Annotated in this window: 29 protein-coding genes; 14 read left to right on the plus strand and 15 right to left on the minus strand. The window is 70.5% G+C overall.

Annotated features, from left to right (window positions below; translation table 11 throughout):
- Nucleotides 1-5 precede the first annotated feature (5 nt).
- On the minus strand, nucleotides 6-917 hold the full coding sequence (locus ACWD02_RS26605; RefSeq protein ID WP_451214934.1) for a FadR/GntR family transcriptional regulator: 912 nt from the start codon (nucleotides 915-917) through the stop codon (nucleotides 6-8).
- A gap of 207 nt (nucleotides 918-1,124) precedes the next feature.
- On the opposite strand from ACWD02_RS26605, the gene ACWD02_RS26610 reads away from it, so the two are divergent.
- The gene (locus tag ACWD02_RS26610) at nucleotides 1,125-1,310 is read left to right on the plus strand and encodes a hypothetical protein (protein WP_363213156.1); all 186 of its coding nucleotides are present in this window, start codon (nucleotides 1,125-1,127) and stop codon (nucleotides 1,308-1,310) included.
- A gap of 80 nt (nucleotides 1,311-1,390) precedes the next feature.
- On the opposite strand, the gene ACWD02_RS26615 is transcribed toward ACWD02_RS26610, so the two are convergent.
- Together ACWD02_RS26615 and ACWD02_RS26620 are read right to left on the minus strand one after the other, a co-directional pair.
- Nucleotides 1,391-2,368, minus strand: coding sequence for an asparaginase (locus ACWD02_RS26615; RefSeq protein ID WP_451214935.1), 978 nt, complete (start codon nucleotides 2,366-2,368; stop codon nucleotides 1,391-1,393).
- A gap of 61 nt (nucleotides 2,369-2,429) precedes the next feature.
- Nucleotides 2,430-3,065 (minus strand): RsiG family protein, encoded by a 636-nt coding sequence (locus ACWD02_RS26620; protein ID WP_451214936.1) that lies wholly within the window; start codon nucleotides 3,063-3,065, stop codon nucleotides 2,430-2,432.
- Nucleotides 3,066-3,266: 201 nt separating this feature from the next.
- Here ACWD02_RS26620 and dtd point away from each other — a divergent pair, with 201 nt between their 5' ends.
- Nucleotides 3,267-3,704, plus strand: coding sequence for a D-aminoacyl-tRNA deacylase (gene dtd, locus ACWD02_RS26625; protein ID WP_451214937.1), 438 nt, complete (start codon nucleotides 3,267-3,269; stop codon nucleotides 3,702-3,704).
- 15 nt (nucleotides 3,705-3,719) lie between these two features.
- On the opposite strand, the gene ygfZ is transcribed toward dtd, so the two are convergent.
- Genes ygfZ through ACWD02_RS26640 form a run of 3 tightly spaced genes read right to left on the minus strand, consistent with a single transcriptional unit; the run spans nucleotide 3,720 to nucleotide 5,773 of the window.
- Nucleotides 3,720-4,685: a CAF17-like 4Fe-4S cluster assembly/insertion protein YgfZ gene (ygfZ, locus tag ACWD02_RS26630; RefSeq protein WP_451214938.1), complete on the minus strand. Its 966-nt coding sequence runs from the start codon at nucleotides 4,683-4,685 to the stop codon at nucleotides 3,720-3,722.
- Between the two features lie 34 nt (nucleotides 4,686-4,719).
- The gene (locus ACWD02_RS26635; protein ID WP_451214939.1) at nucleotides 4,720-5,169 is read right to left on the minus strand and encodes a Fur family transcriptional regulator; all 450 of its coding nucleotides are present in this window, start codon (nucleotides 5,167-5,169) and stop codon (nucleotides 4,720-4,722) included.
- A 31-nt stretch (nucleotides 5,170-5,200) separates the two neighbouring features.
- Entirely contained in the window at nucleotides 5,201-5,773 is a 573-nt protein-coding gene (locus ACWD02_RS26640; RefSeq protein ID WP_249589121.1) for an FABP family protein, read from the minus strand.
- A gap of 288 nt (nucleotides 5,774-6,061) precedes the next feature.
- Here ACWD02_RS26640 and ACWD02_RS26645 point away from each other — a divergent pair, with 288 nt between their 5' ends.
- Nucleotides 6,062-6,424: a DsrE family protein gene (locus ACWD02_RS26645; protein ID WP_451214940.1), complete on the plus strand. Its 363-nt coding sequence runs from the start codon at nucleotides 6,062-6,064 to the stop codon at nucleotides 6,422-6,424.
- Between the two features lie 24 nt (nucleotides 6,425-6,448).
- Nucleotides 6,449-6,706 (plus strand): DUF3099 domain-containing protein, encoded by a 258-nt coding sequence (locus ACWD02_RS26650; protein WP_451214941.1) that lies wholly within the window; start codon nucleotides 6,449-6,451, stop codon nucleotides 6,704-6,706.
- Nucleotides 6,707-6,850: 144 nt separating this feature from the next.
- On the opposite strand, the gene ACWD02_RS26655 is transcribed toward ACWD02_RS26650, so the two are convergent.
- The 7 genes from ACWD02_RS26655 to ACWD02_RS26685 all read right to left on the minus strand — a co-directional run bounded on the left by ACWD02_RS26655 (nucleotide 6,851) and on the right by ACWD02_RS26685 (nucleotide 11,667).
- A complete protein-coding gene (locus ACWD02_RS26655; RefSeq protein WP_160505842.1) occupies nucleotides 6,851-7,138 on the minus strand; it encodes a DUF1416 domain-containing protein in 288 nt (95 codons plus the stop codon).
- Between the two features lie 48 nt (nucleotides 7,139-7,186).
- A complete protein-coding gene (locus ACWD02_RS26660) occupies nucleotides 7,187-8,032 on the minus strand; it encodes a sulfurtransferase (protein ID WP_451214942.1) in 846 nt (281 codons plus the stop codon).
- Between the two features lie 159 nt (nucleotides 8,033-8,191).
- Nucleotides 8,192-8,272, minus strand: coding sequence for a putative leader peptide (locus tag ACWD02_RS26665; RefSeq protein WP_351007875.1), 81 nt, complete (start codon nucleotides 8,270-8,272; stop codon nucleotides 8,192-8,194).
- A gap of 229 nt (nucleotides 8,273-8,501) precedes the next feature.
- Nucleotides 8,502-9,251 (minus strand): LmeA family phospholipid-binding protein, encoded by a 750-nt coding sequence (locus tag ACWD02_RS26670; protein WP_451214943.1) that lies wholly within the window; start codon nucleotides 9,249-9,251, stop codon nucleotides 8,502-8,504.
- 111 nt (nucleotides 9,252-9,362) lie between these two features.
- Nucleotides 9,363-10,538, minus strand: a complete 1,176-nt coding sequence (locus tag ACWD02_RS26675) for a hypothetical protein (RefSeq protein ID WP_451214944.1) — start codon at nucleotides 10,536-10,538, stop codon at nucleotides 9,363-9,365.
- 8 nt (nucleotides 10,539-10,546) lie between these two features.
- Nucleotides 10,547-10,801 (minus strand): MoaD/ThiS family protein, encoded by a 255-nt coding sequence (locus tag ACWD02_RS26680; protein ID WP_160505846.1) that lies wholly within the window; start codon nucleotides 10,799-10,801, stop codon nucleotides 10,547-10,549.
- Nucleotides 10,801-11,667 carry an alpha/beta hydrolase gene (locus ACWD02_RS26685; RefSeq protein WP_451214945.1) on the minus strand — a complete coding sequence of 289 codons (867 nt, stop codon included), beginning with the start codon at nucleotides 11,665-11,667 and terminating at the stop codon, nucleotides 10,801-10,803. Before ACWD02_RS26685 ends, ACWD02_RS26680 begins: the two co-directional genes overlap by 1 nt.
- A gap of 232 nt (nucleotides 11,668-11,899) precedes the next feature.
- Here ACWD02_RS26685 and ACWD02_RS26690 point away from each other — a divergent pair, with 232 nt between their 5' ends.
- The 6 genes from ACWD02_RS26690 (at nucleotide 11,900) to ACWD02_RS26715 (ending at nucleotide 17,432) form a co-directional block, all read left to right on the plus strand.
- Nucleotides 11,900-12,724 carry a winged helix-turn-helix transcriptional regulator gene (locus tag ACWD02_RS26690; RefSeq protein ID WP_451214946.1) on the plus strand — a complete coding sequence of 275 codons (825 nt, stop codon included), beginning with the start codon at nucleotides 11,900-11,902 and terminating at the stop codon, nucleotides 12,722-12,724.
- A gap of 23 nt (nucleotides 12,725-12,747) precedes the next feature.
- Nucleotides 12,748-13,770: a LacI family DNA-binding transcriptional regulator gene (locus tag ACWD02_RS26695; RefSeq protein WP_451214947.1), complete on the plus strand. Its 1,023-nt coding sequence runs from the start codon at nucleotides 12,748-12,750 to the stop codon at nucleotides 13,768-13,770.
- A gap of 159 nt (nucleotides 13,771-13,929) precedes the next feature.
- A complete protein-coding gene (locus tag ACWD02_RS26700; protein WP_451214948.1) occupies nucleotides 13,930-14,976 on the plus strand; it encodes a S1C family serine protease in 1,047 nt (348 codons plus the stop codon).
- 36 nt (nucleotides 14,977-15,012) lie between these two features.
- Nucleotides 15,013-15,240 (plus strand): hypothetical protein, encoded by a 228-nt coding sequence (locus ACWD02_RS26705; protein WP_451214949.1) that lies wholly within the window; start codon nucleotides 15,013-15,015, stop codon nucleotides 15,238-15,240.
- A gap of 45 nt (nucleotides 15,241-15,285) precedes the next feature.
- The gene (locus ACWD02_RS26710) at nucleotides 15,286-16,029 is read left to right on the plus strand and encodes a response regulator transcription factor (RefSeq protein ID WP_451214950.1); all 744 of its coding nucleotides are present in this window, start codon (nucleotides 15,286-15,288) and stop codon (nucleotides 16,027-16,029) included.
- On the plus strand, nucleotides 16,026-17,432 hold the full coding sequence (locus ACWD02_RS26715) for a sensor histidine kinase (protein ID WP_451214951.1): 1,407 nt from the start codon (nucleotides 16,026-16,028) through the stop codon (nucleotides 17,430-17,432). Before ACWD02_RS26710 ends, ACWD02_RS26715 begins: the two co-directional genes overlap by 4 nt.
- Nucleotides 17,433-17,436: 4 nt before the next feature.
- Here ACWD02_RS26715 and ACWD02_RS26720 read toward each other — a convergent pair whose 3' ends face one another.
- A complete protein-coding gene (locus ACWD02_RS26720) occupies nucleotides 17,437-18,741 on the minus strand; it encodes an LmeA family phospholipid-binding protein (RefSeq protein WP_451214952.1) in 1,305 nt (434 codons plus the stop codon).
- Nucleotides 18,742-18,838: 97 nt separating this feature from the next.
- Nucleotides 18,839-20,659 carry a bifunctional metallophosphatase/5'-nucleotidase gene (locus ACWD02_RS26725; protein WP_451214953.1) on the minus strand — a complete coding sequence of 607 codons (1,821 nt, stop codon included), beginning with the start codon at nucleotides 20,657-20,659 and terminating at the stop codon, nucleotides 18,839-18,841.
- Between the two features lie 294 nt (nucleotides 20,660-20,953).
- On the opposite strand from ACWD02_RS26725, the gene mshD reads away from it, so the two are divergent.
- The 4 genes from mshD (at nucleotide 20,954) to ACWD02_RS26745 (ending at nucleotide 24,306) form a co-directional block, all read left to right on the plus strand.
- Nucleotides 20,954-21,877, plus strand: a complete 924-nt coding sequence (gene mshD / locus ACWD02_RS26730; protein ID WP_451214954.1) for a mycothiol synthase — start codon at nucleotides 20,954-20,956, stop codon at nucleotides 21,875-21,877.
- Between the two features lie 91 nt (nucleotides 21,878-21,968).
- Nucleotides 21,969-22,442, plus strand: coding sequence for a GntR family transcriptional regulator (locus tag ACWD02_RS26735; protein WP_451214955.1), 474 nt, complete (start codon nucleotides 21,969-21,971; stop codon nucleotides 22,440-22,442).
- Entirely contained in the window at nucleotides 22,439-23,341 is a 903-nt protein-coding gene (locus tag ACWD02_RS26740; protein ID WP_451214956.1) for an ABC transporter ATP-binding protein, read from the plus strand. The genes ACWD02_RS26735 and ACWD02_RS26740 overlap by 4 nt, the downstream gene beginning before the upstream one ends.
- Nucleotides 23,338-24,306, plus strand: coding sequence for an ABC transporter permease (locus tag ACWD02_RS26745; RefSeq protein WP_451214957.1), 969 nt, complete (start codon nucleotides 23,338-23,340; stop codon nucleotides 24,304-24,306). Before ACWD02_RS26740 ends, ACWD02_RS26745 begins: the two co-directional genes overlap by 4 nt.
- Nucleotides 24,307-24,481: the final 175 nt, after the last annotated feature.

The following is a 24,481-nucleotide window of genomic DNA, read 5'->3' on the forward strand; positions in this document are numbered from 1 at the left end:
CCGAGCTAGCCGCGCGCCAGCTCCAGGTCCTGGCTGATCGTGCTCCACAGCGCGTTGAACCACAGGTGGGACTGTTCCACGAACGTCGTGTCCCGCAGGCCGTCACCCTGGTGGAAGGGGAAGAGCATCGACTGCGCGCCCTGGGCGTCGTACATCTCCAGGTACTCGTGGTCGATCTCTTCGCTCTGCTTCGCCAGCGTGTAGTACGCGAAGAGCGCCTCCGAGCCGTTGAGCAGATACAGCTTCACCGGCGGCGTGAACGGCAGCGCGCGGAACGAGACCTGTACGTCGATGCCGTGCGAGGCCCGCAGCGCACGCAGGTTGTGGCGCAGGACCTGCCCCTGCGCGTTCCGCTGGTCGAGCCAGCGCCTGTGCACCTGGCCGCTCTCGTCGTCCCCGCTGTCCACCGGCGCCGGAAAGGCGAGGTCGATGTTGCGGCTCGGCAGCAGCACCCGGACGTCGACCTTGGCCGGTTTCCGCTGTCCGGCGTGAATCTGCCGGAGCGGCTCCCCGATCGCCATCGTGAGCGAGATGGAGGTCAGACAGAGCGCGTCGATCTCCACGTGGGGGGCCTCGAACGCCGCCGCGATGCGCGGTGCGAGCCCGACCATGGTGGGCTGCGGCTTCACGCCACCGGGCCCGGACAGCGCCTGCTTCGAGGTGACGGCGACCGTGGCGGGGCTTCCCTTGGACACGTTCGCCAGCAGCTTCTCGCTCTGCAGGGTGCGCAGCGCCTCGCGTATCGCGCCGCGTTCCACACCGAACTCGTCGGCGAGCTCCGCCTGGGTCGGCATGCGTTGGCCCGGCCGCAACGCACCGGACCTGATCCGGTCGCGCAGTTCGTCGGCCACCTCGTGGTGCGACCTAGGTGGCCTCTTCATCCCGTTGACGGGTGCAGGTTCCGGGCTCACAACCAAACAGTACAACTTCGCGCCATCTTTGGGGAGTTGCTCGGAAGGTGGTTATGAGTCGAGCCATCGCGGAGATAACTCAGATGAAGTTGGTAGCCAACTTAGGCAACCTGGCAGGAACCCCTAGGGGTTGGCCGCCAGTAGTCCGCCATCGAATGGCCGCCAACCGGATGGGACGGGGTCCGCATGCCCCGTCCCGAAAGGGGGAACGTCATGCCGCTCATCGCCATCGTCATCGCCGCCCTCGCCATCGGATTCGAGCAGCTCATCCAGTGGAAGTACGGACCGTTGGGCATCGTCGCCTTCGTCCTGCTGACCGTGGGCATCAAGGCCAAGAGCACCAAAATCAGCGGCGTCGGGGCTGCGCTCCTCGTCCTGCTGCTCGCCCAGTCGGGCTGACAGAGCTGGTTGGCCGGGCTCCCATCCGGAGGGGAGCCGGGAGTCCGGTCAGCCATTGGCGCATCCCGCGTCCACCCGGGTTAGAACGCCGCCCGGATCTCCCCCACCTCGACCGCGCCGCCCAGCAGGGGCGCACGTCCGACCCGGGTGAGCACGTCATCCTCCACACCCGCCAGGCGCAGCGCACGCGCCAGGACGGGGCCAAGGGCCCGTATCCCTCCGTCGTCCACCTTGAAGGCCAGTGCACGGCCGTCCGGCAGCGCGAACGCCTGGACCGCCTCGGCGCCCATCTTGGACAGGGCACCCGGGATCTCCCGCATGAGCCAGGTGTCGGGGCGGCGCGTGCCGGCCACGTACTCCGGGTGGGCCCGCATCGCGTCCGCGACCCGGCGCTCCGCCGAGCCCTCGGGGGCGAGGACGAAGTGACGGAAGGCGCGCGCGAGGCCGGTCAGGGAGATGGCCATCAGGGGCGCGCCGCAGCCGTCCGTGCCGACAGCCGCCACCCGCTCCCCCGCCGCTTCCTCGACCACCTGGAGGATCAGCTGCTGGAGAGGGTGCCGCGGGTCCAGGTAGGAATCCGTGGGCCAGCCGTTGAGCTCGCAGACCGCCAGCATCGACGCGTGCTTCCCGGAGCAGTTCATCGTCACCCGGTCACGAACGGCACCCGCTGCCAGATATGTCTCGGCCTCGACCGCGTCCAGCGGGAGATCCGGCGGGCACTGCAGGTCCGCCGCCGTCAGGCCCTGCTCGGCCAGCATCTTCTGCACGAGGTCCCGGTGGAACACCTCCCCCGAGTGGCTCGCCGCGGTCAGCGCGAGGCGCTCACCCGACAGGTCGAGCCCCGCCCGCAGCACCGCGGCCGCCTGCATCGGCTTGTTCGCCGACCTCGGGAAGACGGGAGCCGACACGTCCCCCATCGCCAGCTCCACACTGCCGTCCGCCGCGAGCAGCACCAGGCTTCCCCTGTGCCGGCCCTCGACGAAGCCTGAACGTACGACCTCGGCGAGGACCGGGGATATGACAGGGGTGGCGGCAGACTCGGCGGACGTCGCGGTCATCTTCGGCCTTCCGGGGCGGGGGTGGCGTCACGGGCCGCCCGCGGAAGCCGGGATCACCGGGTCACGCGAGCAGGTCGTCTACTTGTGCTTCACCTTCACGGTACCTGCGGGCGATCTCCGCACTGCAATCGTCCGCCGTACGCTGCAGCTGCTGGCGGCGCCGGGAAACCTGCTGCTCATAGCGCACGAGGCGCCCCATGGCCGTGTGCAGCTCGTCGTCCGTGCGGGCGTCCAGGTCGGAGAGCTCGACCTCGGCGAGCATCTCCGTCGCCAGGAGACCGACCTCCACGCTGTGCGGCGTGCCGAGCGTCACATGCCGGGCCGACGAGCGATGCCGGGCGGGCCCGTCCGTGAGGATCTCGGAGAGCCGGTGCACGAGCGGCCCCTCCGGCTCCGGCGCCGCCGGATCCTTGCGGCGCGCCACCTCGGCCCGCAGGATGTCGATCCGGCCCTGCAGCAGGCGCCGGACATAGCTCAGGTCCGCCTCGTTCTGCTGCGCGTCCCTGCGCAGCTCACGCAGCTCGCGCAGGAGCAGCGCGGCGAGGTCGTGCACGGGCTGCTCGGACAGCACCGCACTGCCTGTGACCGCACTGCCCGTGCGCTGCATCGGCGGTCGCGCCACGTTCGTACGTCGCGCGACGCTCATGCGGGTCAGCGACACAGATCCGGGCGGCTGTCCCGTACTTGGTGTGCTCATGTGGCTCTACCGTCCCCTCGACCGGCGCGGTACACCGCGTGTGAGCATGGTGCCACCCTCGGTGGCCGCTATGTGAGCGAGTGCCCCTAATCGGCCCCAGATGGGGGGTTCAGGGCACCCCATGGGCGGCGCATCCGGCGGCGTGGCACGGCCGTTCGGAGCAGGCGGCCGGGCAGGCGGCCGAACAGGCATGATGGCCGTATGCGTGCTGTGGTGCAGAGGGTGGACGGGGCGAGCGTCGTAGTCGAGGGCGAGAACGGCCCCGAGACGGTCGGCGAGATCAACGGCGAGGGACTGTGCGTCCTGGTGGGCGTGGCCCACGAGGACACCAAGGAGAAGGCGGCCCAACTGGCCCGCAAACTCTGGTCCGTTCGGATGCTCGCCGACGAGAGGTCCTGCTCGGACATCGACGCGCCACTGCTGGTCATCAGCCAGTTCACGCTCTACGGCGACGCGAGGAAGGGCCGCAGGCCCACCTGGAACGCCGCCGCGCCCGGCGATGTGGCCGAGCCCCTCGTCGACGAGGTCGTCGCCCAACTGCGCTCGCTGGGCGCGACGGTGGCCTGCGGCCGCTTTGGCGCACAGATGCGGGTCTCGCTGACCAACGACGGGCCGTTCACGGTGCTGCTGGAGATGTGAGGCCGCCGGCCAGGACTACGGCTCGACCACGACCTCCTGCGCCGCCGCCGTCCCGCCCGCGCTCAGCGCCGCGTCCAGCGGCACGTTCCGCTTCACCAGGGCGAGCGCGATCGGGCCCAGTTCGTGGTGGCGTACCGCCGTCGTGACGAAGCCGAGCTTGCGGCCCTCCGCGCCCTCCGAGGCCAGCCGCAGCTCCGTACCCGCCACCGGCAGATGGACCTCGCTGCCGTCCAGGTGCAGGAAGACCAGGCGGCGCGGCGGCTTGCCCAGGTTGTGGACGCGGGCGACCGTCTCCTGGCCGCGGTAGCAGCCCTTCTGCAGATGCACCGCCGTGCCGATCCAGCCCAGCTCGTGCGGGATCGTGCGGTGGTCCGTCTCGAAGCCGAGCCGCGGCCGGTGCGCCTCCACGCGCAGCGCCTCGTAGGCGAGGATGCCGATCGCGGGACCGTTCTCCTCGGCGTACGGCTCCAGGGACGCACGCGGCAGGAAAAGGTCCCGGCCGTGCGGCGTCTCGCGTACGACGACACCTTCCGGCACCGGGGCGATCGAACCGGCCGGCAGATACACGACCGCGAACTCGTCCGTACGGTCGGCGACTTCGACCCGGTTGAAGAACTTCATGCTCTCCAGATACGCGACCAGCGCGTCCTGTGTGCCGGGCTCGACGTGCGCCCACACCGTCTCGCCGTCGTCCACGAGATAGAGGGCGTGCTCGATGTGGCCGTTCGCGGAGAGGATCAGCGCCTCGGTGGCCTGACCGACGGGCAGCTCCGTCACGTGCTGCGTGAGCAGCAGATGCAGCCAGCTCAGCCGGTCGGGGCCGGAGACGGTGACGACACCGCGGTGCGAGAGGTCGACGAGACCGGTGCCGTCGGCGAGGGCGCGCTGCTCGCGGAACAGGTCGCCGTAATGGGCGGCGACGCCTTCGTCCACGCCCTCGGCGGGGACGGCGCCGGGCAGGGACAGGAGGGGGCTCTTCATGTTCACCCACATTACGACCCGGCGGCGGGCGCGCTTATTCCTTGCCGTCCTCGCCGCTGTCCTTGCCGGAGCAGTTCTCGCAGCGCCCGAAGATCGCGAAGTGCTTCAGGTCCGTGTCGAAACCGAACGTCTCCCGCAGCTTCGCGGTGAACTCCGCGGCCACCGAGACATCCGCCTCGATGACGTTCGTACAGTCCCGGCACACCAGATGCAGATGATGGTGACGGTCCGCGAGGTGGTACGTCGGCGCACCGTGCCCCAGATGCGCGTGGCTGACCAGACCCAACTCCTCCAGGAGCTCCAGGGTGCGGTAGACCGTGGAAATGTTGACCCCCGACGCCGTCTTCCGCACTTCGGAGAGGATGTCGTCGGGGGTCGCGTGCTCAAGGGTGTCGACGGCTTCGAGGACCAGCTGGCGCTGCGGCGTCAGACGGTAGCCGCGCTGTCGCAGGTCGCTCTTCCAGTCGGAATCGGTGCTCGCCACACAGGCAGTCTAGGCCAGCGGGGCGAACGGCCTACTTGAAGAAGGCGATGCCGTCGTCCGGCAGATCTCCCAGACCCCTGGCCATCTCGGCGACGTCCTCGGGCGAGACGACCTTCTTCAGCTGCGCCGACATGTACGGACGCAGCGGCACCTCGGGGGTCTGCTTCTCGCCCACCCACATCAGGTCGCCCTTCACGTACCCGTAGAGGCGCTTGCCGCCCGTGTACGGGCCGGAGGCCGCCGTGCGGGCGACCGCGTCCGTGACCAGGTCGATCTGCGGCTTCTGGTCGGCGAGCTCGCCGTACCAGACCTCGACGACGCCGTCGTCGCGCACCATCACGGTCTCGACCTTGCGGTCCTTGTCGATGCGCCAGAAGCCCGACTCGGACTCCAGCGGCTTCACCTTGTTGCCCTCGGCGTCGAGCACCCACGTGTGCGAGTGGTACTCGATGAAGTCCCGCCCGTCGTGGGAGAAGGACACTTCCTGGCCGAAATTCGCCTTCTCGGCGCCGGGGAAGTCGGTGACGCCCGCGCCGGCCCAGTTGCCGAGGAGCCAAACGAGGGGCACGAGGTCGGGGTGCAGGTCGGACGGAATCTCGATCATGGGATGCTCAGACGATCTCTAGGTGGCGGGGCCTACGGGCGTACGGGGCTCAGCGCTGACCCTGGTACAGCTTCTTCACGGACAGCGCGGCGAACGCGAGAACGCCGACGCAGACCAGGACCAGCAGGGCGGAGAAGAAGGCCTCAAGCACGGGGTGCTCCTCGGTGAGCTATGGGGTGAGCTATGGGGGCAGGTATCAGAGCCGCTCCCACTGTAGTCGTGCGCGGCCCGCCGCTCTCTGCGAGGTGGCCTTACGGGTGACCGCGCGGATGGCCCTACGATGCGGCCATGGCGAAGAAGCTCGTGATCAAGGTGACCGCCGGGGCCGACGCCCCCGAGCGCTGCTCCCAGGCGTTCACGGTGGCGGCCGTGGCCGTGGCCAGCGGAGTGGAGGTCTCGCTCTGGCTGACCGGCGAGGCGTCGTGGTTCGCGCTCCCGGGCCGCGCGGCGGAGTTCGAACTCCCGCACGCGGCCCCGCTCCCCGACCTGATCGACTCGATCGTGGCCGCGGGCCGCATCACGCTCTGCACGCAGTGCGCGGCGCGCCGCGAGATCACCGAGAAGGACGTGCTCGACGGCGTACGGATCGCGGGCGCCCAGCTCTTCGTCCAGGAAGCCATGACGGACGGCACACAGGCGCTCGTCTACTGAGTACCCCCGCCGTACGCTGGATGTATGTTCGCGCGTCGCCGCCGCATGTACTTCGCCATGATGGGCACGTGCATCGCCCTCTTCGTCCTGGCGTGGGGCGTCGTGCGGCTCTGGTCCATCCCCGTCGCCGTCGGCATGTGCGTGGTGGCGATGGTGATCCCACCCCTCGCAGCCATCGTGGCGAACCGCCGGGGCCCGGAAGACCGCTGGTGGGACGACCCGTCCGGCGACTCGAAGTCCGACGAGTGGTGGGACGAACTGGACGGCAAACACCGCCGCTAGCCCCACCGGCCGACCGGAGAACCAGAGGGCCGCACCCCGATCCAGTGGCGTCCAACCCCCTGGGGTGCGGCCCTTTGGCCGTTCATGCGCGTCGGAGCCCGGGAGGCCCGCCAGGGCCGAGCGGTGCGAGAGGCGCGTGAAGAACTAGACGGCGATCGCTACCTCCGCGAGGCCGCCCGTCTGGGCCACGACCGTGCGGTCGGCCGTGCCGCCCGGGATGAGGGCGCGCAGCGTCCACGTGCCCTCGGCCGCGTAGAAGCGGAACTGGCCGGTGGCCGAGGTGGGGACCTCGGCGGTGAACTCGCCGGTCGAGTCGAGCAGGCGCACGTAGCCGCTGACGGGCTCGCCGTCGCGGGTCACCTGGCCCTGGATGGTGGTCTCGCCGGGCTTGATCGTCGAGGCGTCGGGTCCGCCGGCCTTCGCTCCACACATATGCGTTCGTCCGTCCTTAGCTGGTCACTGCAGGGGGGTTCGGGAGGGCTACTTGTTGGCGCCGAGCTCGATCGGGACGCCGACGAGGGAGCCGTACTCGGTCCAGGAGCCGTCGTAGTTCTTGACGTTGGTCTGGCCGAGCAGCTCGTGCAGGACGAACCAGGTGAGCGCCGAGCGCTCACCGATGCGGCAGTACGCGATGGTGTCCTTGGCCAGGTCGACCTGCTCGTCCTCGTAGAGGGCCTTGAGCTCGTCGTCCGACTTGAAGGTGCCGTCGTCGTTGGCGTTCTTCGACCACGGGATGTTGCGCGCGGACGGGACGTGGCCCGGACGCTGCGACTGCTCCTGCGGAAGGTGCGCGGGGGCGAGCAGCTTGCCGCTGAACTCGTCGGGCGAGCGCACGTCGACCAGGTTCTGCGAGCCGATCGCGTTGACGACGTCGTCGCGGAAGGCGCGGATCGAGGCGTCCTGGGGCTTGGCCTTGTAGTCCGTGGCGGGACGGTTCGGGACCTCGGAGCCGTCGACCAGGTCGCGGGAGTCGAGCTCCCACTTCTTGCGGCCGCCGTCGAGGAGCTTCACGTCCTGGTGGCCGTAGAGCTTGAAGTACCAGAAGGCGTAGGACGCGAACCAGTTGTTGTTGCCGCCGTAGAGGACGACGGTGGTGTCGTTCGCGATGCCCTTGGCCGAGAGGAGCTTCTCGAAGCCCTCCTGGTCGACGAAGTCGCGGCGGACCGGGTCCTGGAGGTCGTCGGTCCAGTCGATGCGGATCGCGTTCTTGATGTGGTTCTTGTCGTACGCGGAGGTGTCTTCGTCGACCTCGACGATGGCAACCTTCGGGTCGTCGATGTGGGCCTCGACCCAGTCGGCGTCTACCAGGACGTCGCTGCGGCTCATACTTCTTCTCCTCCGGGGCAGTTACGGCGGGGCTGTGGTGCTGTGCGAGGGGGTTCATGCCGGGTACGGGCGGTGATTGCGCGGTAGCGCGGCGTACGCGGCACGGGGTGGCCCTGACGGAGTCAACGGGCCGGGGGATACGGGAGTCGGAGCTCCCGCTCAGAAGGTGCGACAGAGCATGGCGGCGACGCGGCACAGGTCTACTGCCCGCCGCTTCGTGAGGTCCGCCTGTCGCTGCATGCGTCCGATCGTAGGGACGCGAGGGCGGCCGTGTCACCGGGGTGTCGAATGGTGAGACGGGATCATCCACGATGTGGGATGCGGTCAACGGAAAAGCCGCCCGCGCCGGGGCGGGGAGCGGGATTCGCTCCTGCCGCATCCATCGCGCGGACGGCTTCGTCTCGTACTGCGGAACGGCCGCTCCAGGCGGACGTTCGGGGCGCCGTTCGGGGCGGCCACCCCTCGGGCCTCAGCCCGCGAGCTTCACGTTCGTGCCCTTGACCGAGATGTCCACGCCGTCCTGGGCCGGCTCCACCCCGTCGATCTTGATGCCGCCCGGCAGCCCCGTGACCTTCTCCTCGAAGTCGGTCACGTCGCGGACCATGCCTTCGGGGAGGGGGATCGAGACGCCCATGACCTCGAACTTCTTCGGGATCTCGTCGGCGTTCACCTTGATCGTGTCGCCGTCGACCGACACCGAGCTCAGCACGTGCACCGGCTTGGGCAGCTTCGCGCCGCCCTTGCTCACCTCGACCTCGACCTTGATCTTGTTGCCGCCGCCGTCCGAGAGCCCGACCACCTTGCCGGTGGCGCCGAGCGGCAGCTCCACCGGCTCCCCCTGGGCCTGCTTCAGCAGCTCGTCGTACGAGATGTGAGCGGTGCCCGTGGCCTTGTCGGCGGTGGCGGAGCTGTAGTCGCCGGAGAACTTGACGCCCTGCATGCGGGCGTCGAGATCGGCGATGCGGATCTTGTCGGAGCCGGAGGCCGCGTCGTAGTCCTGGATGCCGATCTCGACGTCGTCGAGCGTGCCGCCCGCGACCTGGGTCAGGAAGGGAAAGCCCTTGATGGAGACGTCGGGCGTCTCGCTGAGCCCCTCGCTGGTACGCAGCTTCTCCGCCGCCTCGTCCTCGGCGAAGCCCACCGCGAGGCGGTCGGCGCCGACGAAGAGACCCCCCAGGATCACGAGGACGATCAGAAGTATTCGTACGGAGCGCTTCATGTCCGGTGTTCCCCCACCTTGTACCCCCGCTTGGCTGTCGTTGTCGCGAGCCTAAAGGACAGGTCCCCGGCCGGAGTGCCCGGCCGGGGACCTGTCGATCAGCTGTGACGATCAGCCGACGGCCCTGCCCAGGAGGTAGACGGCCGGGGCCGCGGCGGCGAGCGGCAGGGCCACGCCCGCCGTCATGTGCACGAAGCGCGACGGATAGTCGTAACTGGCGACCCGGTGGCCGATCAGCGCGCAGACAGCGGCGCCGAGGCCGAGCAGCGCGCCCTTGCTCCCGAAGTCGGTCGCGCCGCCGACCGCGATGCCCGCTCCGGCGGCCGCGAGCAGCGCGACGACGACGGACGCGGGCGTCGGCAGGGGCAGCGCGCGGGCGATGACGGCGACCGCCACCGCGATGCCGCCCACCGTCACGGCGTCGTCCGAGGCCGCGAGGTGCCCGGTCGCGATGATCGCGAGCGCGGCGGACGTGACGGTCGCCATGAGGCCGTACATCCGCTCGTCGGCGGAGGCGCGGCTGCGCAGCTGGAGCACCAGGACGAGCAGCACCCAGATGCCGAGGGTGCCGAGGATCGCGGCGGGCGCGTTCTCCCTGCCGGTGACGAGCAGGGCGATGTCGGCCACGACACCGCCCATGAAGGCGAGCGCGATGCCCTGCCGGGCGGGCCACATCCCGTTGAGCCGGAACCAGCCGGCGGCGGTGACGGCCTGCAGCAGGACGAGGGGCACGAGCAGGGCGTACTGCCCGACGGCCGCGGTCCCGGCGAGCAGCAGTCCGAGCACCGCGGTGAGCGCGGCGGGCTGGATCCCCGGCTCTATGACCGGCGACCGCCCTTCGGCACGGGCCCGCTGGGCGTCGGTGATGCGGGGGTTGCCCGTGGTGGTGGCGGGGCCGTAGGTGGCGGCGACGGCTTCGGGCGCGGGCTCCGGGTGATCCGCCGGAGGCTGCGGCTGCGGCTGACCCGCCGGAGGCTGCGGCTGCCCGTACCCCTGCGGGGGCAGATAGGCCGTCTCCGTCACGTCCACCACGGGTGAGGGCTGAATCTGGGTGTCCCAGGTCTGCCCTTCCCACTGCTGGGTGTACGCGTCCTGGGTGTATGCGTCCTGGGTGTACGCCTGCTGCTGCGGGTACGGGTACTGCTGCTGGGCGTACTGCTGCTCGGGTGGGTAGGCCTGCTGCTGCTCGGGAGCAGGGGGGTACTCCTGCCGGTACGGGTCGTAGTCCCCGTACCGGTGCTCCCCGTACTGATGCTCGCCGTACCCCTCGTAACGCGGATCGCTCATGTCGCTTCTCACCCTCCTGCGAACGGCGGGAGCACCTCGACCGTGCCGCCCTCGGCCAGCCGTACCGTCTCATGCCCACGGGTACCCACGGGATCGCCGTCGATGAGGAAGGAGCATCGCCGCAGTACACGGACCAGCTCACCGGGGTGTCGCTCGCGCGCCGCGTCCAGCGCCTCGGCCAGCGTCGTCGCGGCGTACGGCTCCTCCGCGACACCTGCGGCTGCTTTGGCCGCGGCCCAGTAACGAATGGTGCCGTTCACCATCACAGCTCCTCTCCTTCGGCTCCTTCGGCGGTTGCCGACGTCCATGATGCCGTGGCCCACCCGGCGATCCGACCGAGCAGGGCGTCGTCCGCGGCGTTCTCCGCGTGCCCCATGCCCGTCTCCAGCCAGAGCTCCGCTCCGTCCCGGGCGGCGGCGGCCAGCATCCGGGGGTGGTCGACGGGGAAGTACGGGTCACGGTCGCCGTGCACGATCAGCAGCGGTGTCGGCGCGATGAGGGGGACCGATTCCACCGGCGAGAGCGGGACGGGGTCCCACTCGTGCGGGTGGATTCGTGTGCGCAGGCCCAGCCGGCCCACCACACGCCCCACGGGTCGCGTCACCACCCAGTGCAGCCGCCGCATCGGCGCCGTCCCCCGGTAGAACCAACGAGCCGGGGCACTCACCGCGACGACCGCGTCAACCCGCGCTTCCGTGCGCCCCCTGTGCGCGGCTCCGGCGAGAGCCGCGTGCCGGAGCACCACGGAACCGCCCATCGAGAAACCCACGGTCACCACGCGTGCGTGGCCCAGGGACCGCGCCCACTCGACCGCGGCTGCCAGATCGAGCACCTCGCGGTCGCCGACCGTGGAGCGCCCGCCGGACGCCCCGTGACCCCGGAAGGAGAACGTGATCACGGCCGCGGCCTTGGCGAAAACGCCCGCGGCCCGGCGCACGTGCGGCCGGTTCAGGTCTCCGGTGAAGCCGTGCGCGATCACGATCGCGAGGTCCGTGCCGGGGTCGGGACCGGGCTCGTACAGCGCGTCGATCGCGACTCCGTCCCGTGTACGGAGCGTTGCGCTCCGCTGAACGCGAGTGACCGGCTGCACAGAAGATCGCGCGACTTGACCTGCCGGACGGGAACTCATGTGGGCTATTCTCCTTGGCAGAGGATCCGGGCAGCGAAGCCCCCGGGTCCTTTCGTGCTTTCAGACGCGTGCTGATCGACAGCGCGCCGGGCCCAGGGCGCGGGCCCCGGAATCACGGCAGCAACAGTACGAAGCAGTGCCGTAAACGTCCTCGCAGGGACCGAGGAGGAACCGACGTTATGGGCGAGCGAACCGTGCACAACCGTAAGACGACCCAGGCAGGTGGGCGGCGATGAGTTCTCTGCTGCTCCTCACCAATGCCCTTCAGCCGTCGACGGAGGTGCTTCCCGCCCTCGGCCTGCTGCTGCACAACGTGCGGGTGGCCCCCGCCGAAGGCCCGGCCCTCGTCGACACCCCTGGTGCCGACGTCATCCTGATCGACGGCAGGCGCGACCTGCCGCAGGTCCGCAGCCTCTGCCAGCTCCTCCGCTCCACGGGACCCGGCTGTCCGCTCGTCCTCGTCGTCACGGAGGGCGGCCTCGCGGCCGTCACCGCCGACTGGGGCATCGACGACGTACTGCTCGACACGGCGGGCCCCGCCGAGGTCGAGGCGCGGCTCCGGCTCGCGATGGGCCGCCAGTCGATCACCGCCGACGACTCCCCCATGGAGATCCGCAACGGCGATCTCTCCGTGGACGAGGCGACGTACAGCGCGAAGCTCAAGGGCCGGGTCCTGGACCTGACCTTCAAGGAGTTCGAGCTGCTCAAGTACCTGGCGCAGCACCCGGGGCGTGTCTTCACACGGGCCCAGCTGCTCCAGGAGGTCTGGGGCTACGACTACTTCGGCGGTACGCGGACGGTCGACGTCCACGTACGGCGCCTGCGCGCGAAGCTCGGCGTGGAGCACGAGTCGCTGATCGGCACCGTCCGGAATGTCGGCTACCGCTTCGTGACGCCGGAGAAGGTCGAACGTGCGGCCGACGAGGTGAAGGCGAAGGCGGCGGTTCCGCCCGCCGAGGGTGAGCACCGGGAGATCCCGACGCGCGAGTCGGCACCTGCCGCGTCCGCGCCGACGGAAGCGCCCAAGGAAGCTGCCGTACGCCCTGCCCAGCGGTAGTTCCATCCGCGTAGACTCCGCGCGTGGCCAAGGTGACTCGGGATGACGTTGCACGACTTGCGGGTACTTCCACCGCCGTCGTCAGCTATGTCATCAACAACGGACCTAGGCCGGTTGCCCCGGCCACGCGCGAGCGTGTACTCGCCGCGATCAAAGAGCTGGGGTACCGGCCCGACCGGGTCGCCCAGGCCATGGCGTCGCGGCGGACCGACCTCATAGGCATGATCGTGCCGGACGCGCGGCAGCCGTTCTTCGCGGAGATGACGCATGCCGTGGAGCAGGCGGCCTCCGAGCGCGGAAAAATGGTGCTCGTCGGCAACACGGACTACGTGGACGAGCGCGAGGCCCACTATCTGCGGGCCTTCCTCGGCATGCGGGTCTCCGGGCTCATCCTCGTCAGCCATGGTCTGACGGATTCGGCCGCCGCCGAGATCGACGCGTGGGACGCGCGGGTCGTGCTCCTGCACGAGCGGCCCGAGGCGATCGACGACGTGGCGGTGGTGACGGACGACCTCGGCGGCGCGCAGCTCGCCACGCGGCATCTTCTTGAGCACGGCCATGAGTACGTGGCGTGCGTCGGCGGCACGGCCGAGACCCCGACGGTGGGTGACCCCGTCTCCGACCACGTCGAGGGCTGGCGGCGGGCCATGCGGGAGGCCGGGCGCTCGGTGGAGGGCCGGCTCTTCGAGGCCCCGTACAACCGGTACGACGCGTATCAGATGGCGCTGGAGCTGCTGGCCCGCCCTGACCGGCCGACGGCGATCTTCTGCTCCACCGACGACCAGGCGATCGGCATCCTGCGGGCCGCGCGGGAGCTTCGGATCGACGTCCCGGAGCAGTTGGCCGTGGCCGGCTTCGACGACGTGAAGGAGGCGGGGCTCACGGACCCGCCGCTGACGACGGTGGCTTCGGACCGCCCCGCGATGGCGCGAGCGGCGGTCGACCTCGTCCTGGACGACGGCCTGCGGGTGGCGGGTTCCCGCCGGGAACGCCTGAAACTGTTCCCCTCACGCCTGGTGATCCGCCAGTCCTGCGGCTGCGCCTGACCCCTGCTTGATCACCCCCGGCGGCTTCGGGCTGCAGTCCGGAAGGGTGGGGAGCAGCCGGCGCGCAGCGGTGGGCTTTATATGGGGCATACGAGGTTCTACCGGTGTTCTCAGGGCGCACTCAGCCGCCTCTCATGAACGCCCCGCAGCCTGGAACCCATGACAAACAGCGGCGAGTACCCCCAGCAGCAGCAGTCGTCAGCGCCTGTTCACCATGGCGGTACGCAGGGCGCGTACCCGCCCCCGCCCGCTTTCGCACCGGAAGCGCCGGAAGCACCGGAAGCGTTCGCACCCGGAGAGCCCCCGAGGCCCCCGCGCCCGCGCCGGCGGGCCAAGGGCCCCATGGCCCTGCTCGCCGCGGTCGCCATCGCGGCGGCAGCCGTAGGCGGCGGCACCGCGTACGCCTTCCAGGAGCTGACCGGCAAGGACGGCACGTCGAGCAGCGCGACCAACACGAACGTCGTGCCCACCAGCCAGAAGGGCACCGTCTCCGGTGTCGCCGAGGCGGTCAGCCCCAGCATCGTGGAGATCAGCGCGAAGTCGAACTCCGGTGAGGCCACCGGCTCCGGCGTGATCATCACCGACGACGGCGAGATCATCACCAACAACCACGTGATCTCCGGCGCCTCCTCGGTCAAGGTGACGACGAACGACGGGAAGACGTACGACGCCGAGGTCGTCGGCACCGACAGCAAGAAGGACCTGGCGCTGATCAAGCTCAAGGACGCCTCCGGCCTGAAGGCCGCGAGCCTCGGCGACTCCGACAACGTCAAGATCGGCGACGACGTCGTGGCGATCGGCTCCCCCGAGGGCCTGACCGGCACCGTCACCAGCGGCATCATCTCCGCGCTCGACCGGGACGTCACCGTCTCGGCGGACGAGGACCAGGGACAGCAGCAGCAACAGCAGGGCGGCGGCAACTGGCCCTTCGAGTACGGCGGCGAGCAGTTCAACGGCGACACCGGCTCGTCGAAGACCACGTACAAGGCCCTGCAGACCGATGCCTCGCTCAACCCGGGGAACTCCGGCGGCGCCCTCATCGACATGAACGGCAACATCATCGGCATCAACTCCGCGATGTACTCGCCCAGTTCGTCGCAGGCAGGCTCCGAGTCGGGCTCCGGCAGCGTCGGCCTCGGCTTCGCCATCCCGATCAACACGGTCAAGGCCGACCTGGACACCCTGCGGGCCGGCTCGACCGACTGACCCCGACCACTCCCCCCGGAGCACCTGGAGGCCGCCATGCCCGGACCCCTGATCACCGTCAACCGCGCCCGGCACGCCCTGGCCGCCACCATCGGCTGGGGCAGCCTGCCCGACACCGATCCCGCGGGACTCGGCCTCCCCCTCTCAGTGGCCGGGGACCTGCACGGCGCCACCGCGGCCCGCGCCCCCGAAGTCGCCACGGCCAAGGCACCGTCCTCCCGGCCCGCCGCACGCCCCAAGCCCCGCGCGCGCGTGCGAGGCTGATACCGGCCCCGTCCACCGCCCCGCACCCGAGGAAGTACCGAGCCGATGAGCCCCGCCGAAGGCGACCGCGAACAGCTGCGCATCCTGATCGTCGACGACGAGCCCGCCGTGCGGGAGGCGCTGCGGCGCAGTCTCGCCTTCGAGGGGTACGGGACGGAGGTCGCCGTCGACGGCGCCGACGCGCTGGAGAAGGCGGCGGCCTACCGCCCGGACCTCGTCGTACTGGACATCCAGATGCCGCGCATGGACGGCCTCACCGCCGCCCGGCGGCTGCGCGCGACCGGGTCCCTGACGCCCATCCTGATGCTCACCGCGCGCGACACCGTGGGCGACCGCGTCACGGGGCTCGACGCGGGCGCCGACGACTACCTGGTCAAGCCCTTCGAGCTGGACGAGCTCTTCGCCCGCATCCGGGCGCTCCTGCGCCGCAGTTCGTACGCCGCCGGCGCGGGGCAGGCCGAGGAGGGCGACACGCTCGCCTTCGCCGACCTGCGGATGGACCTCGCGACGCGTGAGGTCACGCGCGGGGCGCGCACGGTGGAGCTGACCCGCACGGAGTTCACGCTGCTCGAGATGTTCCTCGCGCACCCGCGTCAGGTCCTCACCCGGGAGCAGATCCTGAAGGCGGTCTGGGGCTTCGACTTCGAGCCGTCCTCCAACTCCCTTGACGTGTACGTCATGTACCTGCGCCGCAAGACGGAGGCGGGGGGCGAGCCTCGTCTCGTCCATACGGTGCGCGGTGTGGGGTACGTGCTGCGGCCCGGGTCGGGCGGGGGCGGCGGCGAGTGAAGGGGCTCGTCCGGCGGTATCGCGCACTGCCGCTCCGATCGCGGCTGGCGATGCTGGTCGCGTCGGCCGTGGCCCTTGCGGTCGCGGCGGCCGCTGTCGTGTGCTGGTTCGTGGTGCGCAACGCGCTGGTGAGCTCGCTGGACAGCGCGCTGCGCGAGGCCCAGCTCTCCTCGGGGGAGGTCCTGAACGCGATCCAGACCAGCCGGTGCAGCGAGCAGCCGGGTGACATCACACAGCGGCCCGACCTGATCAAGCAGACGATCCAGGTCGTCGATCCCAAGGGCAACGACTGTCTGATCGTGGGTGAGCAGTCCGTCAAGGTGACGGCCGCCGACACGGCCGTCGCCGACGGCAGGTCCCGCGCGACCGTGCACAACGGCATCGCGTCGGACGGCTCCGAGTACCGCGTCTACACCTACCCCCTGCGGGGCGTCACCGGCGCGGTCTCGGTGGCCCGCCCCCTGAACGAGGTCGACGACACCCTCGACAACCTGGTCCTGGTCCTGGCCCTCGTCGCCGGGGTCGGCATCATCGGCGCGGGAGCCGCCGGCCTCTGGGTGGCCCGCACCGGCCTGCGCCCGGTCGACGAGCTGACCGCGGCCGTCGAGCACGTCGCCCGCACCGAGGACCTCGATCTCCGCATCCCCGTCGAGGGCGACGACGAGATCGCCCGGCTCTCGCGCTCCTTCAACTCCATGACCGCCTCGCTCGCCTCGTCCCGTGACCTCCAGCAGCAGCTCATCGCCGACGCGGGGCACGAGCTGCGCACCCCCCTCACCTCGCTGCGCACGAACATCGAGCTGCTCGCCCGCAGCGAGGACACCGGCCGGGCCATCCCGCCCGACGACCGCAAGGCACTGCTCGCCTCCGTGACGGCACAGATGACCGAACTGGCCTCGCTGATCGGCGACTTGCAGGAGCTGTCACGCACGGACAGCGGACAGAGCGGAAAGGTGCAGGTCGTCGCCCTGCACGACATCGTGGACGCGGCCCTCGAGCGGGCGCGGCTGCGCGGCCCCGAGCTGACCTTCGAGGCGGACCTCGGGCCCTGGTACGTACGCGCCGAGCCCGCGGCCCTGGAACGGGCCATCGTGAACATTCTGGACAACGCGGTGAAGTTCGGCCCCCCGGGCTCCGCCGTCGAGGTGGCCCTGAAGGGCGGCGCGCTGACCGTCCGCGATCACGGCCCCGGCATCCCCACCGACGAACTCCCGCACGTCTTCGACCGTTTCTGGCGCTCCCCGTCGGCCCGCAGTCTCCCCGGGTCGGGCCTCGGCCTGTCCATCGTGGCCCGCACCGTGCACCAGTCGGGCGGCCAGGTGGAGCTGCACCCCGCCGGGGGCGGCGGCACGGTGGTCACGGTCCGCCTGCCGGGGGCGCCGACCCCGCCCCCCGCCGCGTGAGCCGCTACTTGCCGATCCCCAGCCCCGTACCGCTCAGCCGCACCCGGATGCCGTCCTGCCGCACGCTCACGTCCTGCAGCCAGACGTTCCCCTTGCCCGGCAGCTTCGGCAGCTGGAAGGCGAGCGTGAGGCGGTCGGTGAGGACGGGGCGGGTGAGCTGGGAGAGGCCCTTGAGGAGACCCGGGTCCAGGCCCAGCTTCTTCAGGAGCTCGGGGTGTGCCATCGCGACGTCGAGGAGGTTCAGGCCCATCACGTCGTTGATGAAGCGCGGCGATCCGACCAGGTCGTGGAGCTTGGTGTCGCTCTTCAGGGCGCCGCTGACCACGGAGTCCGGGACGCCGAGCCGCTTGACGATCGACGGCACGGAGAGCAGCGCCTTGGCCTTGGCGGTCTCCTCGGCGAGGCGGTCCGCGGACTTCTTGCTGAGGTGCAGGCCCTCGGACTCGCGGGCTCCGGGCCGGTAGGTCGCCAGATCCCCGATCTGCAGGCTCATCCTGCCGATGTCGGTGGAGATGCCGCGGTCGCCGTTGCGCTGGATGCGGGCGTCGGCGCGCAGCTTCAGGTCGTGGCCGGCGACGGGCAGCGTGCCGCGGGCGAGGACCTGGTCGCTGCCGCGGCCGGTGAACGTGACCTGGGACGCGCCGAGTTCACGGTTCAGGTCGTCGAAGGAGAGGAGCACCTCGCCGTTCATCTCGTGGATGAGGGCGCCCTTGATGTCGGTGGGTCCGTCGCCGGTGATCGTCACGTCCGTGGCGGTGGCGGAGACCTGGGCGAGCGAGATCCGGTCGGCCGCGACGTCCGGGACGGTGACCTTGACCTTGTCGACGCGCTTGTCGACGACCTGGGTCAGGAAGGGGAAGCCCTCGATGTCGACCTCGGGCGTCGCGTTCAGGTGCAGGGAGTCCTTGAGCTTCTCCGCGGCCTCGTGCTCGGCGTAGAGCAGGGCCCAGCGGTCACCGAGCCCGAGGAAGGCGGTGGCGACCAGGAGCGCCACGACGGCCTTCGCGGCGAGCGGGAGCCCGGCGAACCGGTTGATGCGGCGGCGGCTGCCGCGGCGGTGGTTCGGGGGCTGCCAGGGGGCCTCGGCCTTGTCGGCGCCGGCTGCCTTGTCGTCGTCGTCCGTGTCGCGGAGGAAGTCCTCCAGCGGGTTCGGCGACGCGAGGGCGCCGAGCTCGTCGTACGGATTGAGCGGGGCGGTCGTCTCCGCCTGCGATGCTTCGGGGGGAACCGATTCGGCGTGCCAACCATCAGACGGATAGGCCTGGTTGTGATCGGGCGGAAGCGTGGCTATGCGGTGGGGGGAACGCATCAGCTGATTTCACCATACGTTCACACCCCACCCCAAGCCTTACGCCCAGTAACAGCCGATTTAGGCCACCTTCTGAGCGCGTCTGTTAACGCGTCATTCACTTCACGATGGTGATCCTGTCCGCCTTGGGCGACGCGATCGGCTTGTCCGCCGAGGAGTTGGCGGTCAGGTAGTCGTTGAACGCCTTCAGGTCATCGCTGCCGACCAGCGGCTTCGTGCCCTTGCCGAGCTCGCCGAAGCCGTCGCCGCCGCCCGCGAGGAAGGAGTTCATCGCCACACGATAGGTGGTGGCCGGATCGATCGCCTTGCCGCCCAGCTTGATCGAGTCGGTGACCACGCGGTCGGCGCCGGACTTCGTCATGTCGAGCGTGTACGTCAGGCCGTCCGAGATCTGCAGGATCTTCGGGGACGCCTCGTTCGACCCGCTCACCTGCTGCTTCAGACCGGTGATCAGCTGTGCGCCGGTCAGATCGACGAGGTTGACGGTGTTGCTGAACGGCTGGACGGTGAAGCCCTCGCCGTACGTGACCACCCCGTCACCCTCGCTCCCGCTCGCCTTGAAGACCAGGTCGGAGCGGATGCCGCCGGGGTTCATCAGCGCCAGGTCCGTCTCGGGGTCCAGCGACTTGCCGTGCGCGAGCTGCGCGTCCGCGATCAGGTCGCCGAGCGGCGCCTCGGGCACTCCGGCGCCACGGCCGGGGATGTCGGCGGAGATGTAGCCGACCGGCTTGTTGGCGACCGGGGCGGCCAGCTTGTCCCAGCGGGAGATGAGCGAGGTCATGTCCGGGGCCTTGGCCTGCTCCCGGCTGACGACGTGGTTCGCCGACTTCACCGACGTACGGACGATGTCCTTGGTCTTGCGGTCGTACGTGAGCGTGGTGTCCGTGTAGAGCTTCCCGAAGGACGAGGCGGACGTGACCATGCGGGGCTTGCCCGACGGGTCGGGGACGGTGCAGACGTACGCGGCGTGCGTGTGGCCGGTGACCAGGGCGTCGACCTTGGGCGAGATGCCCTTGGCGATGGTGGTGATCGGACCCGAGATGCCGTCGCCCGCGCCCGGCGAGTCACAGTTGTAGTTGTACGCCTGGCTCGCGGGGGCGCCGCCCTCGTGGATGAGCGTGACGATCGACTTCACGCCCTGCTTGTCGAGGATCTTGGCGTACTTGTTGACCGTCTCGATCTCGTCGTGGAACTTCAGCCCCTTGACGCCGTCCGCCGAGACGATGTCGGGCGTGCCCTCCAGGGTCACGCCGATGAAGCCGACCTTGACGCCCTTGTTCTTCCACACCCAGTACGGCTTGAGGATGGGCTTGTCCGTCTTCTCGTCGGTCACGTTGGCCGCGAGGTAGGGGTAGTCGGCCCCCTTGAACTTCTTGCCCTTCTCGAAGCAGCCGTCCTTGGGGTGACAGCCGCCCTTCTGCATGCGGGCCAGCTCCTTGGCCCCCTCGTCGAACTCGTGGTTCCCGACGCTGGTGACGTCGAGGTCGAGCTTGTTCATCGCCTCGATCGTCGGCTCGTCGTGGAAGAGGCCGGACAGCAGCGGGCTCGCGCCTATCAGGTCACCCGCGGCGGCCGTGACGCTGTAGGGCTTTCCCTTGCGGGCCGCACGAAGAGACGTGGCGAGGTACTCGGCGCCGCCGGCGTCGATCTTCTTCTCGGTCCCGTCGGCCTGCTTCTCCGTCACCTGGCCCGACGATCCGGCCGGGGGCTGCAGATTGCCGTGGAAGTCGTTGAAGGACAGCAGCTGCACGTCGACGGTGCGCTTCTTGCCCGCCGCACCCGCCGCGCCCGTGTGGTCCTGACCGGCGTTCGCGGGCAGCGCGGCGGCCAGCGCACCGATCGTGGCGAGCCCGGCCGCGGCGGCGAGCACACGGGTGGCGCGGCGTCTTGGCCGACGCGGCTGAGGAGTGACTGGCACGTGTCCCCCTGGGAGAGGTCTGAGACGAACTGAGGGTGGTGAGACACCGCGCAGCCTAAAGTCAACGCGCGTAGCGCGACAGGGGGTTACGGGTTACGAGGTGGTTGCCGTCGGGGGGCATGGCGGGAGCGTTGCGGACACTTCGGACACTTCGGATGAGTGCGTGGGGGCTTACGGGGGCGAAGCCGGCCGGGTGCGGCAGCAGCGGCGCGTACGCCGTCGCACACTCCCCCGCGGACCGTGAGTACGTCCGTGATCTGCTGCTCGACCGGCCGCCGCCGTACCCTCGACTCCATGACTGACGAGCAGCAGCCTCCCGCCACCCTGCGGCAGATCGACACCGTCGCCGCCCTCACCTCCGACCAGGCCGACGCCGTGCTCGGGCTCATCGCGGAAGCTGCCCGCTCGGACGGCCAGCAGGCCGTGTCCGAGCAGGGGCGGCTGCAACTGCGGGGAGGCGCGCGGGACGGGGTGCGGCATCTGCTGCTCGGCCTCGACGGCGAGCTCGTCGGGTACGCGCAGCTGGAGGACACCGATCCCATCGAGGCGCCGGCGGCCGAGCTGGTCGTGCACCCCGCGCACCGCGGCCGCGGGCACGGCCGGGCGCTCGGCAGCGCGCTGCTCGCGGAGTCCGGCCGCCGGCTGCGGATCTGGGCGCACGGGGGGCACTCGGCCGCGCGGCACCTCGCGCAGGTCCTCGGGCTCACCCTCTTCCGCGAACTGCGTCAGATGCGGCGCTCGTTGGGTGATCTCGACCTGCCGGAACCCGTCCTCCCCGAGGGCGTCTCCGTACGCGCCTTCGTCCCCGGCCAGGACGACGCGGCCTGGCTCGCGGTGAACGCCGACGCCTTCGCCCACCACCCCGAGCAGGGCTCGCTCACCCAGCGCGACCTGGACGACCGCAAGGCCGAGCCTTGGTTCGACCCGGCGGGCTTCTTCCTGGCCGAGAAGGACGGCGAGCTCGTCGGCTTCCACTGGACCAAGGTGCACGCGGACGAGGGCCTCGGCGAGGTGTACGTCCTCGGGGTGCGGTCGGGCGCGCAGGGCGGCGGCCTCGGCAAGGCCCTGACGACGATCGGTCTCGACCACCTGGCGGCGGCGGGGCTGCCGACCGCGATGCTGTACGTGGACGCGGACAACAAGGCGGCCGTCAGCGTCTATGAACGGCTCGGGTTCGTCACGCACGAGACGGACCTGATGTACCGCACGGAGTCCTGAGCCAACTCGACGAGGGGCGGCGTCACTTGACGCCGCCCCTTTCTTGCACCACCCTTTCACTACTCAATTAGTGAAAGGGTGGTGCAAGGGCATGGTCGAGTTCCGTATCGACCGGCGCAGCGGCGTCGCCACCTACCTCCAGATCGTCCAGCAGACCCAACAGGCCCTGCGCCTCGGCCTGCTGGAACCGGGCGACAAGCTGCCCACGGCCCGTGAGGTCGTCGAGGCCACGGCCATCAACCCGAACACGGTCCTGAAGGCCTACCGCGAACTGGAACGCGAGGGCCTGGTCGAGGCCCGCCGCGGGCTCGGCACCTTCGTGCGGAAGTCACTGGGCTCCACGCCCGCCGACTCACCGCTGCGCGGCGAGCTGAGCCAGTGGGCCGCCCGTGCCCGCGCCTCCGGTCTGGAGAGGGACGACGTCGCGGCGCTGTTCAGCGCCGTACTGGAAGAGCAGTTCACGCAGTCAGAGCAGTCAGCGCAGTCAGCGCGCACAGAGCACTCAAAGCACTCAGAGCACGCAGAGAACGCAGAGCAGCACGTGACCAAGGGGGACCCCGCATGACCGACACCGCCATCGAGGCGGCCGCGCTTGCCAAGAGCTACGGGCGGCGGGGCCATGCCCTGCGCGACTGCTCTTTCCGGCTGCCCGCCGGAAGGATCTGCGCGGTCGTCGGGCCCAACGGCGCGGGCAAGTCGACGCTCCTCGCCCTGGCCGCCGGGCTGTTGAGGCCGACCGAGGGCACGCTCACCGTGCTCGGCACCGACCCGGCCGCCGCGCGGGAACACATCGCGTACGTCGCCCAGGACAAGCCGCTCTATCCGCAGCTCAGCGTCGCCGACACCCTGCGGCTCGGGGCCGAGCTGAACCCGGGGCGCTGGGACGCGGGGCTCGCCGAACGCGTCGTACGGGAAGGGGGGTTGGACCCGAAGCTGCGCGTGCGCACGCTCTCCGGCGGGCAGCGCACCCGCGTCGCGCTCGCCCTCGCGCTCGGCAAGCGGGCCGAACTCCTGCTCCTGGACGAGCCGATGGCCGACCTCGATCCGCTCGCCCGCCATCAGCTGATGGGGACGCTGATGGCCGAGGCCGCCGAGCACGGCACCACCGTGGTGATGTCCTCGCACATCGTCGGCGAACTGGCCGACGCCTGCGATCACTTGCTGCTCGTCTCCGGGGGCCGGGTGCGGCTCGGCGGGGGCATCGACGACCTCGTGGCCGCGCACGCCCTGGTCACCGGGCGCCGGCCCGTCGAGGAGCTCGCCCCGCACACGGTCGTCGAGTCCCGCGCCACCGGGCGTGGCCTGACCGCGCTGATCCGCCCCGAGGGCCGGATCGACGGGGGCTGGGACGTCGAAGAGCCTTCCCTGGAGGAACTGTTGCTGGCCCATCTGCGCTCGCCCGAAGCACCGCCACTCCTGACGCCGAGCACGACGGCCGCCGTCGCGCGCGAGGTGACGGCATGAGCTCCCCTCTCCTGCGCGGCCCCCGCTGGGCGGATGTCCGGCTGCACCGCACCGCGCTGTGGACGGCGGGCGGCCTCGTCGTCGCGGCGGCGGTGGTGACGGGTTACCTGCGGTGGGCGGCCTCGGCCTACCCGGTGCCGACCGCCGACTGCCACGGCCCCTGCGAGGACACCTTCCTCGGGTTCGCCAGCGCCATGGACCTGCTCTCCAGCACCATGGAACAGGGGGCCGTGGCCCTGCTGCTCCTGCCCGTGCTGATCGGCGCCTTCGTCGCAGGCCCGATGACCGGCCGCGAGATGGAGTCCGGGGCGTACAAGCTGGCCTGGACCCAGTCGGTCTCCCCCGCGCGCTGGCTCGCGTCGAAGCTGACGACGGCCGCCGCGCTGACCCTGGGCGGCGCGCTCGTGCTCATGGCCGTCTTCCAGCTCGGCGCCTGGAACCTCCTGGGCCGCTGGAACCTCTCCTGGACCGACCGCGGCGTGTACGAGGCGATCGGCCCCGTCCTCATCGCGTACTGCCTGCTCGCCGTGGCCGTCGGCGCGCTCGCCGGACTGCTCCTGCGGCGCACACTGCTCGCCATGTCCGTCACCGGCGGCGTCACCGGCGGCGTTCTCCTCGCCCTGGGCAGTGTGCGCTGGCACCTGTTCCCGGTGACCACGGTCTCGGGGCCCGCCTCGGGCACGGACTCGGACTACACGATGCACGACGTCCCCGTGGACTCCCTCATCATGGACATGGGGGTCCACAACGCCGCCGGTGAACGGTTCGTGGCCGGACAGTGCTCCCCCGAACAGATGGCCGACTTCCCTTGCCCGACCGACACCCGCATCACCGGCTGGTACGCCGACATCCACCCCCATTCCCACTTCTGGTACGTCCAGTTGGTGGAGACCGGCATCATCCTCGCCCTCGCCGCGACAGCCACATACGCCGCCTTCCGCGTGCTGCGGCGTCGCGCCGCCTGAGTTGCGCATCGCCCCCGGACGTGTAGACGTCCGGGGGACTCCGGCAGATGTCCCGCACGTCATGTCGCCGTAACCAGTGATTCAGACTGGCTTGCGACCCTCGCTCAATGCAGCCCGCCGTGCCCGACCCTCCCCCCATGAACGGGAAGCTCGTCATCGCCCCGGCACTCTCCGA

The sequence above is a fragment of the Streptomyces sp. NPDC002853 genome, assembly GCF_053591915.1.

Bases quoted from the DNA above. Each gene is read 5' to 3' on its own strand.
- ACWD02_RS26735 (WP_451214955.1), top strand. From the start codon at position 21,969: ATGGTCGAGTTCCGTATCGACCGGCGCAGCGGCGTCGCCACCTACCTC.
- ACWD02_RS26615 (WP_451214935.1), bottom strand. From the start codon at position 2,368: ATGACCGCGACGTCCGCCGAGTCTGCCGCCACCCCTGTCATATCCCCG.
- ACWD02_RS26685 (WP_451214945.1), bottom strand. From the start codon at position 11,667: ATGAGTTCCCGTCCGGCAGGTCAAGTCGCGCGATCTTCTGTGCAGCCG.
- ACWD02_RS26690 (WP_451214946.1), top strand. From the start codon at position 11,900: ATGAGTTCTCTGCTGCTCCTCACCAATGCCCTTCAGCCGTCGACGGAG.
- ACWD02_RS26705 (WP_451214949.1), top strand. From the start codon at position 15,013: ATGCCCGGACCCCTGATCACCGTCAACCGCGCCCGGCACGCCCTGGCC.
- ACWD02_RS26675 (WP_451214944.1), bottom strand. From the start codon at position 10,538: ATGAGCGATCCGCGTTACGAGGGGTACGGCGAGCATCAGTACGGGGAG.
- ACWD02_RS26740 (WP_451214956.1), top strand. From the start codon at position 22,439: ATGACCGACACCGCCATCGAGGCGGCCGCGCTTGCCAAGAGCTACGGG.
- ACWD02_RS26680 (WP_160505846.1), bottom strand. From the start codon at position 10,801: ATGGTGAACGGCACCATTCGTTACTGGGCCGCGGCCAAAGCAGCCGCA.
- ACWD02_RS26660 (WP_451214942.1), bottom strand. From the start codon at position 8,032: ATGAGCCGCAGCGACGTCCTGGTAGACGCCGACTGGGTCGAGGCCCAC.
- ACWD02_RS26610 (WP_363213156.1), top strand. From the start codon at position 1,125: ATGCCGCTCATCGCCATCGTCATCGCCGCCCTCGCCATCGGATTCGAG.
- ACWD02_RS26720 (WP_451214952.1), bottom strand. From the start codon at position 18,741: ATGCGTTCCCCCCACCGCATAGCCACGCTTCCGCCCGATCACAACCAG.
- ACWD02_RS26620 (WP_451214936.1), bottom strand. From the start codon at position 3,065: ATGAGCACACCAAGTACGGGACAGCCGCCCGGATCTGTGTCGCTGACC.
- mshD (WP_451214954.1), top strand. From the start codon at position 20,954: ATGACTGACGAGCAGCAGCCTCCCGCCACCCTGCGGCAGATCGACACC.
- ACWD02_RS26665 (WP_351007875.1), bottom strand. From the start codon at position 8,272: ATGCAGCGACAGGCGGACCTCACGAAGCGGCGGGCAGTAGACCTGTGC.
- ACWD02_RS26745 (WP_451214957.1), top strand. From the start codon at position 23,338: ATGAGCTCCCCTCTCCTGCGCGGCCCCCGCTGGGCGGATGTCCGGCTG.
- ACWD02_RS26640 (WP_249589121.1), bottom strand. From the start codon at position 5,773: ATGATCGAGATTCCGTCCGACCTGCACCCCGACCTCGTGCCCCTCGTT.
- dtd (WP_451214937.1), top strand. From the start codon at position 3,267: ATGCGTGCTGTGGTGCAGAGGGTGGACGGGGCGAGCGTCGTAGTCGAG.
- ACWD02_RS26645 (WP_451214940.1), top strand. From the start codon at position 6,062: ATGGCGAAGAAGCTCGTGATCAAGGTGACCGCCGGGGCCGACGCCCCC.
- ygfZ (WP_451214938.1), bottom strand. From the start codon at position 4,685: ATGAAGAGCCCCCTCCTGTCCCTGCCCGGCGCCGTCCCCGCCGAGGGC.
- ACWD02_RS26670 (WP_451214943.1), bottom strand. From the start codon at position 9,251: ATGAAGCGCTCCGTACGAATACTTCTGATCGTCCTCGTGATCCTGGGG.
- ACWD02_RS26650 (WP_451214941.1), top strand. From the start codon at position 6,449: ATGTTCGCGCGTCGCCGCCGCATGTACTTCGCCATGATGGGCACGTGC.
- ACWD02_RS26700 (WP_451214948.1), top strand. From the start codon at position 13,930: ATGACAAACAGCGGCGAGTACCCCCAGCAGCAGCAGTCGTCAGCGCCT.
- ACWD02_RS26710 (WP_451214950.1), top strand. From the start codon at position 15,286: ATGAGCCCCGCCGAAGGCGACCGCGAACAGCTGCGCATCCTGATCGTC.
- ACWD02_RS26655 (WP_160505842.1), bottom strand. From the start codon at position 7,138: ATGTGTGGAGCGAAGGCCGGCGGACCCGACGCCTCGACGATCAAGCCC.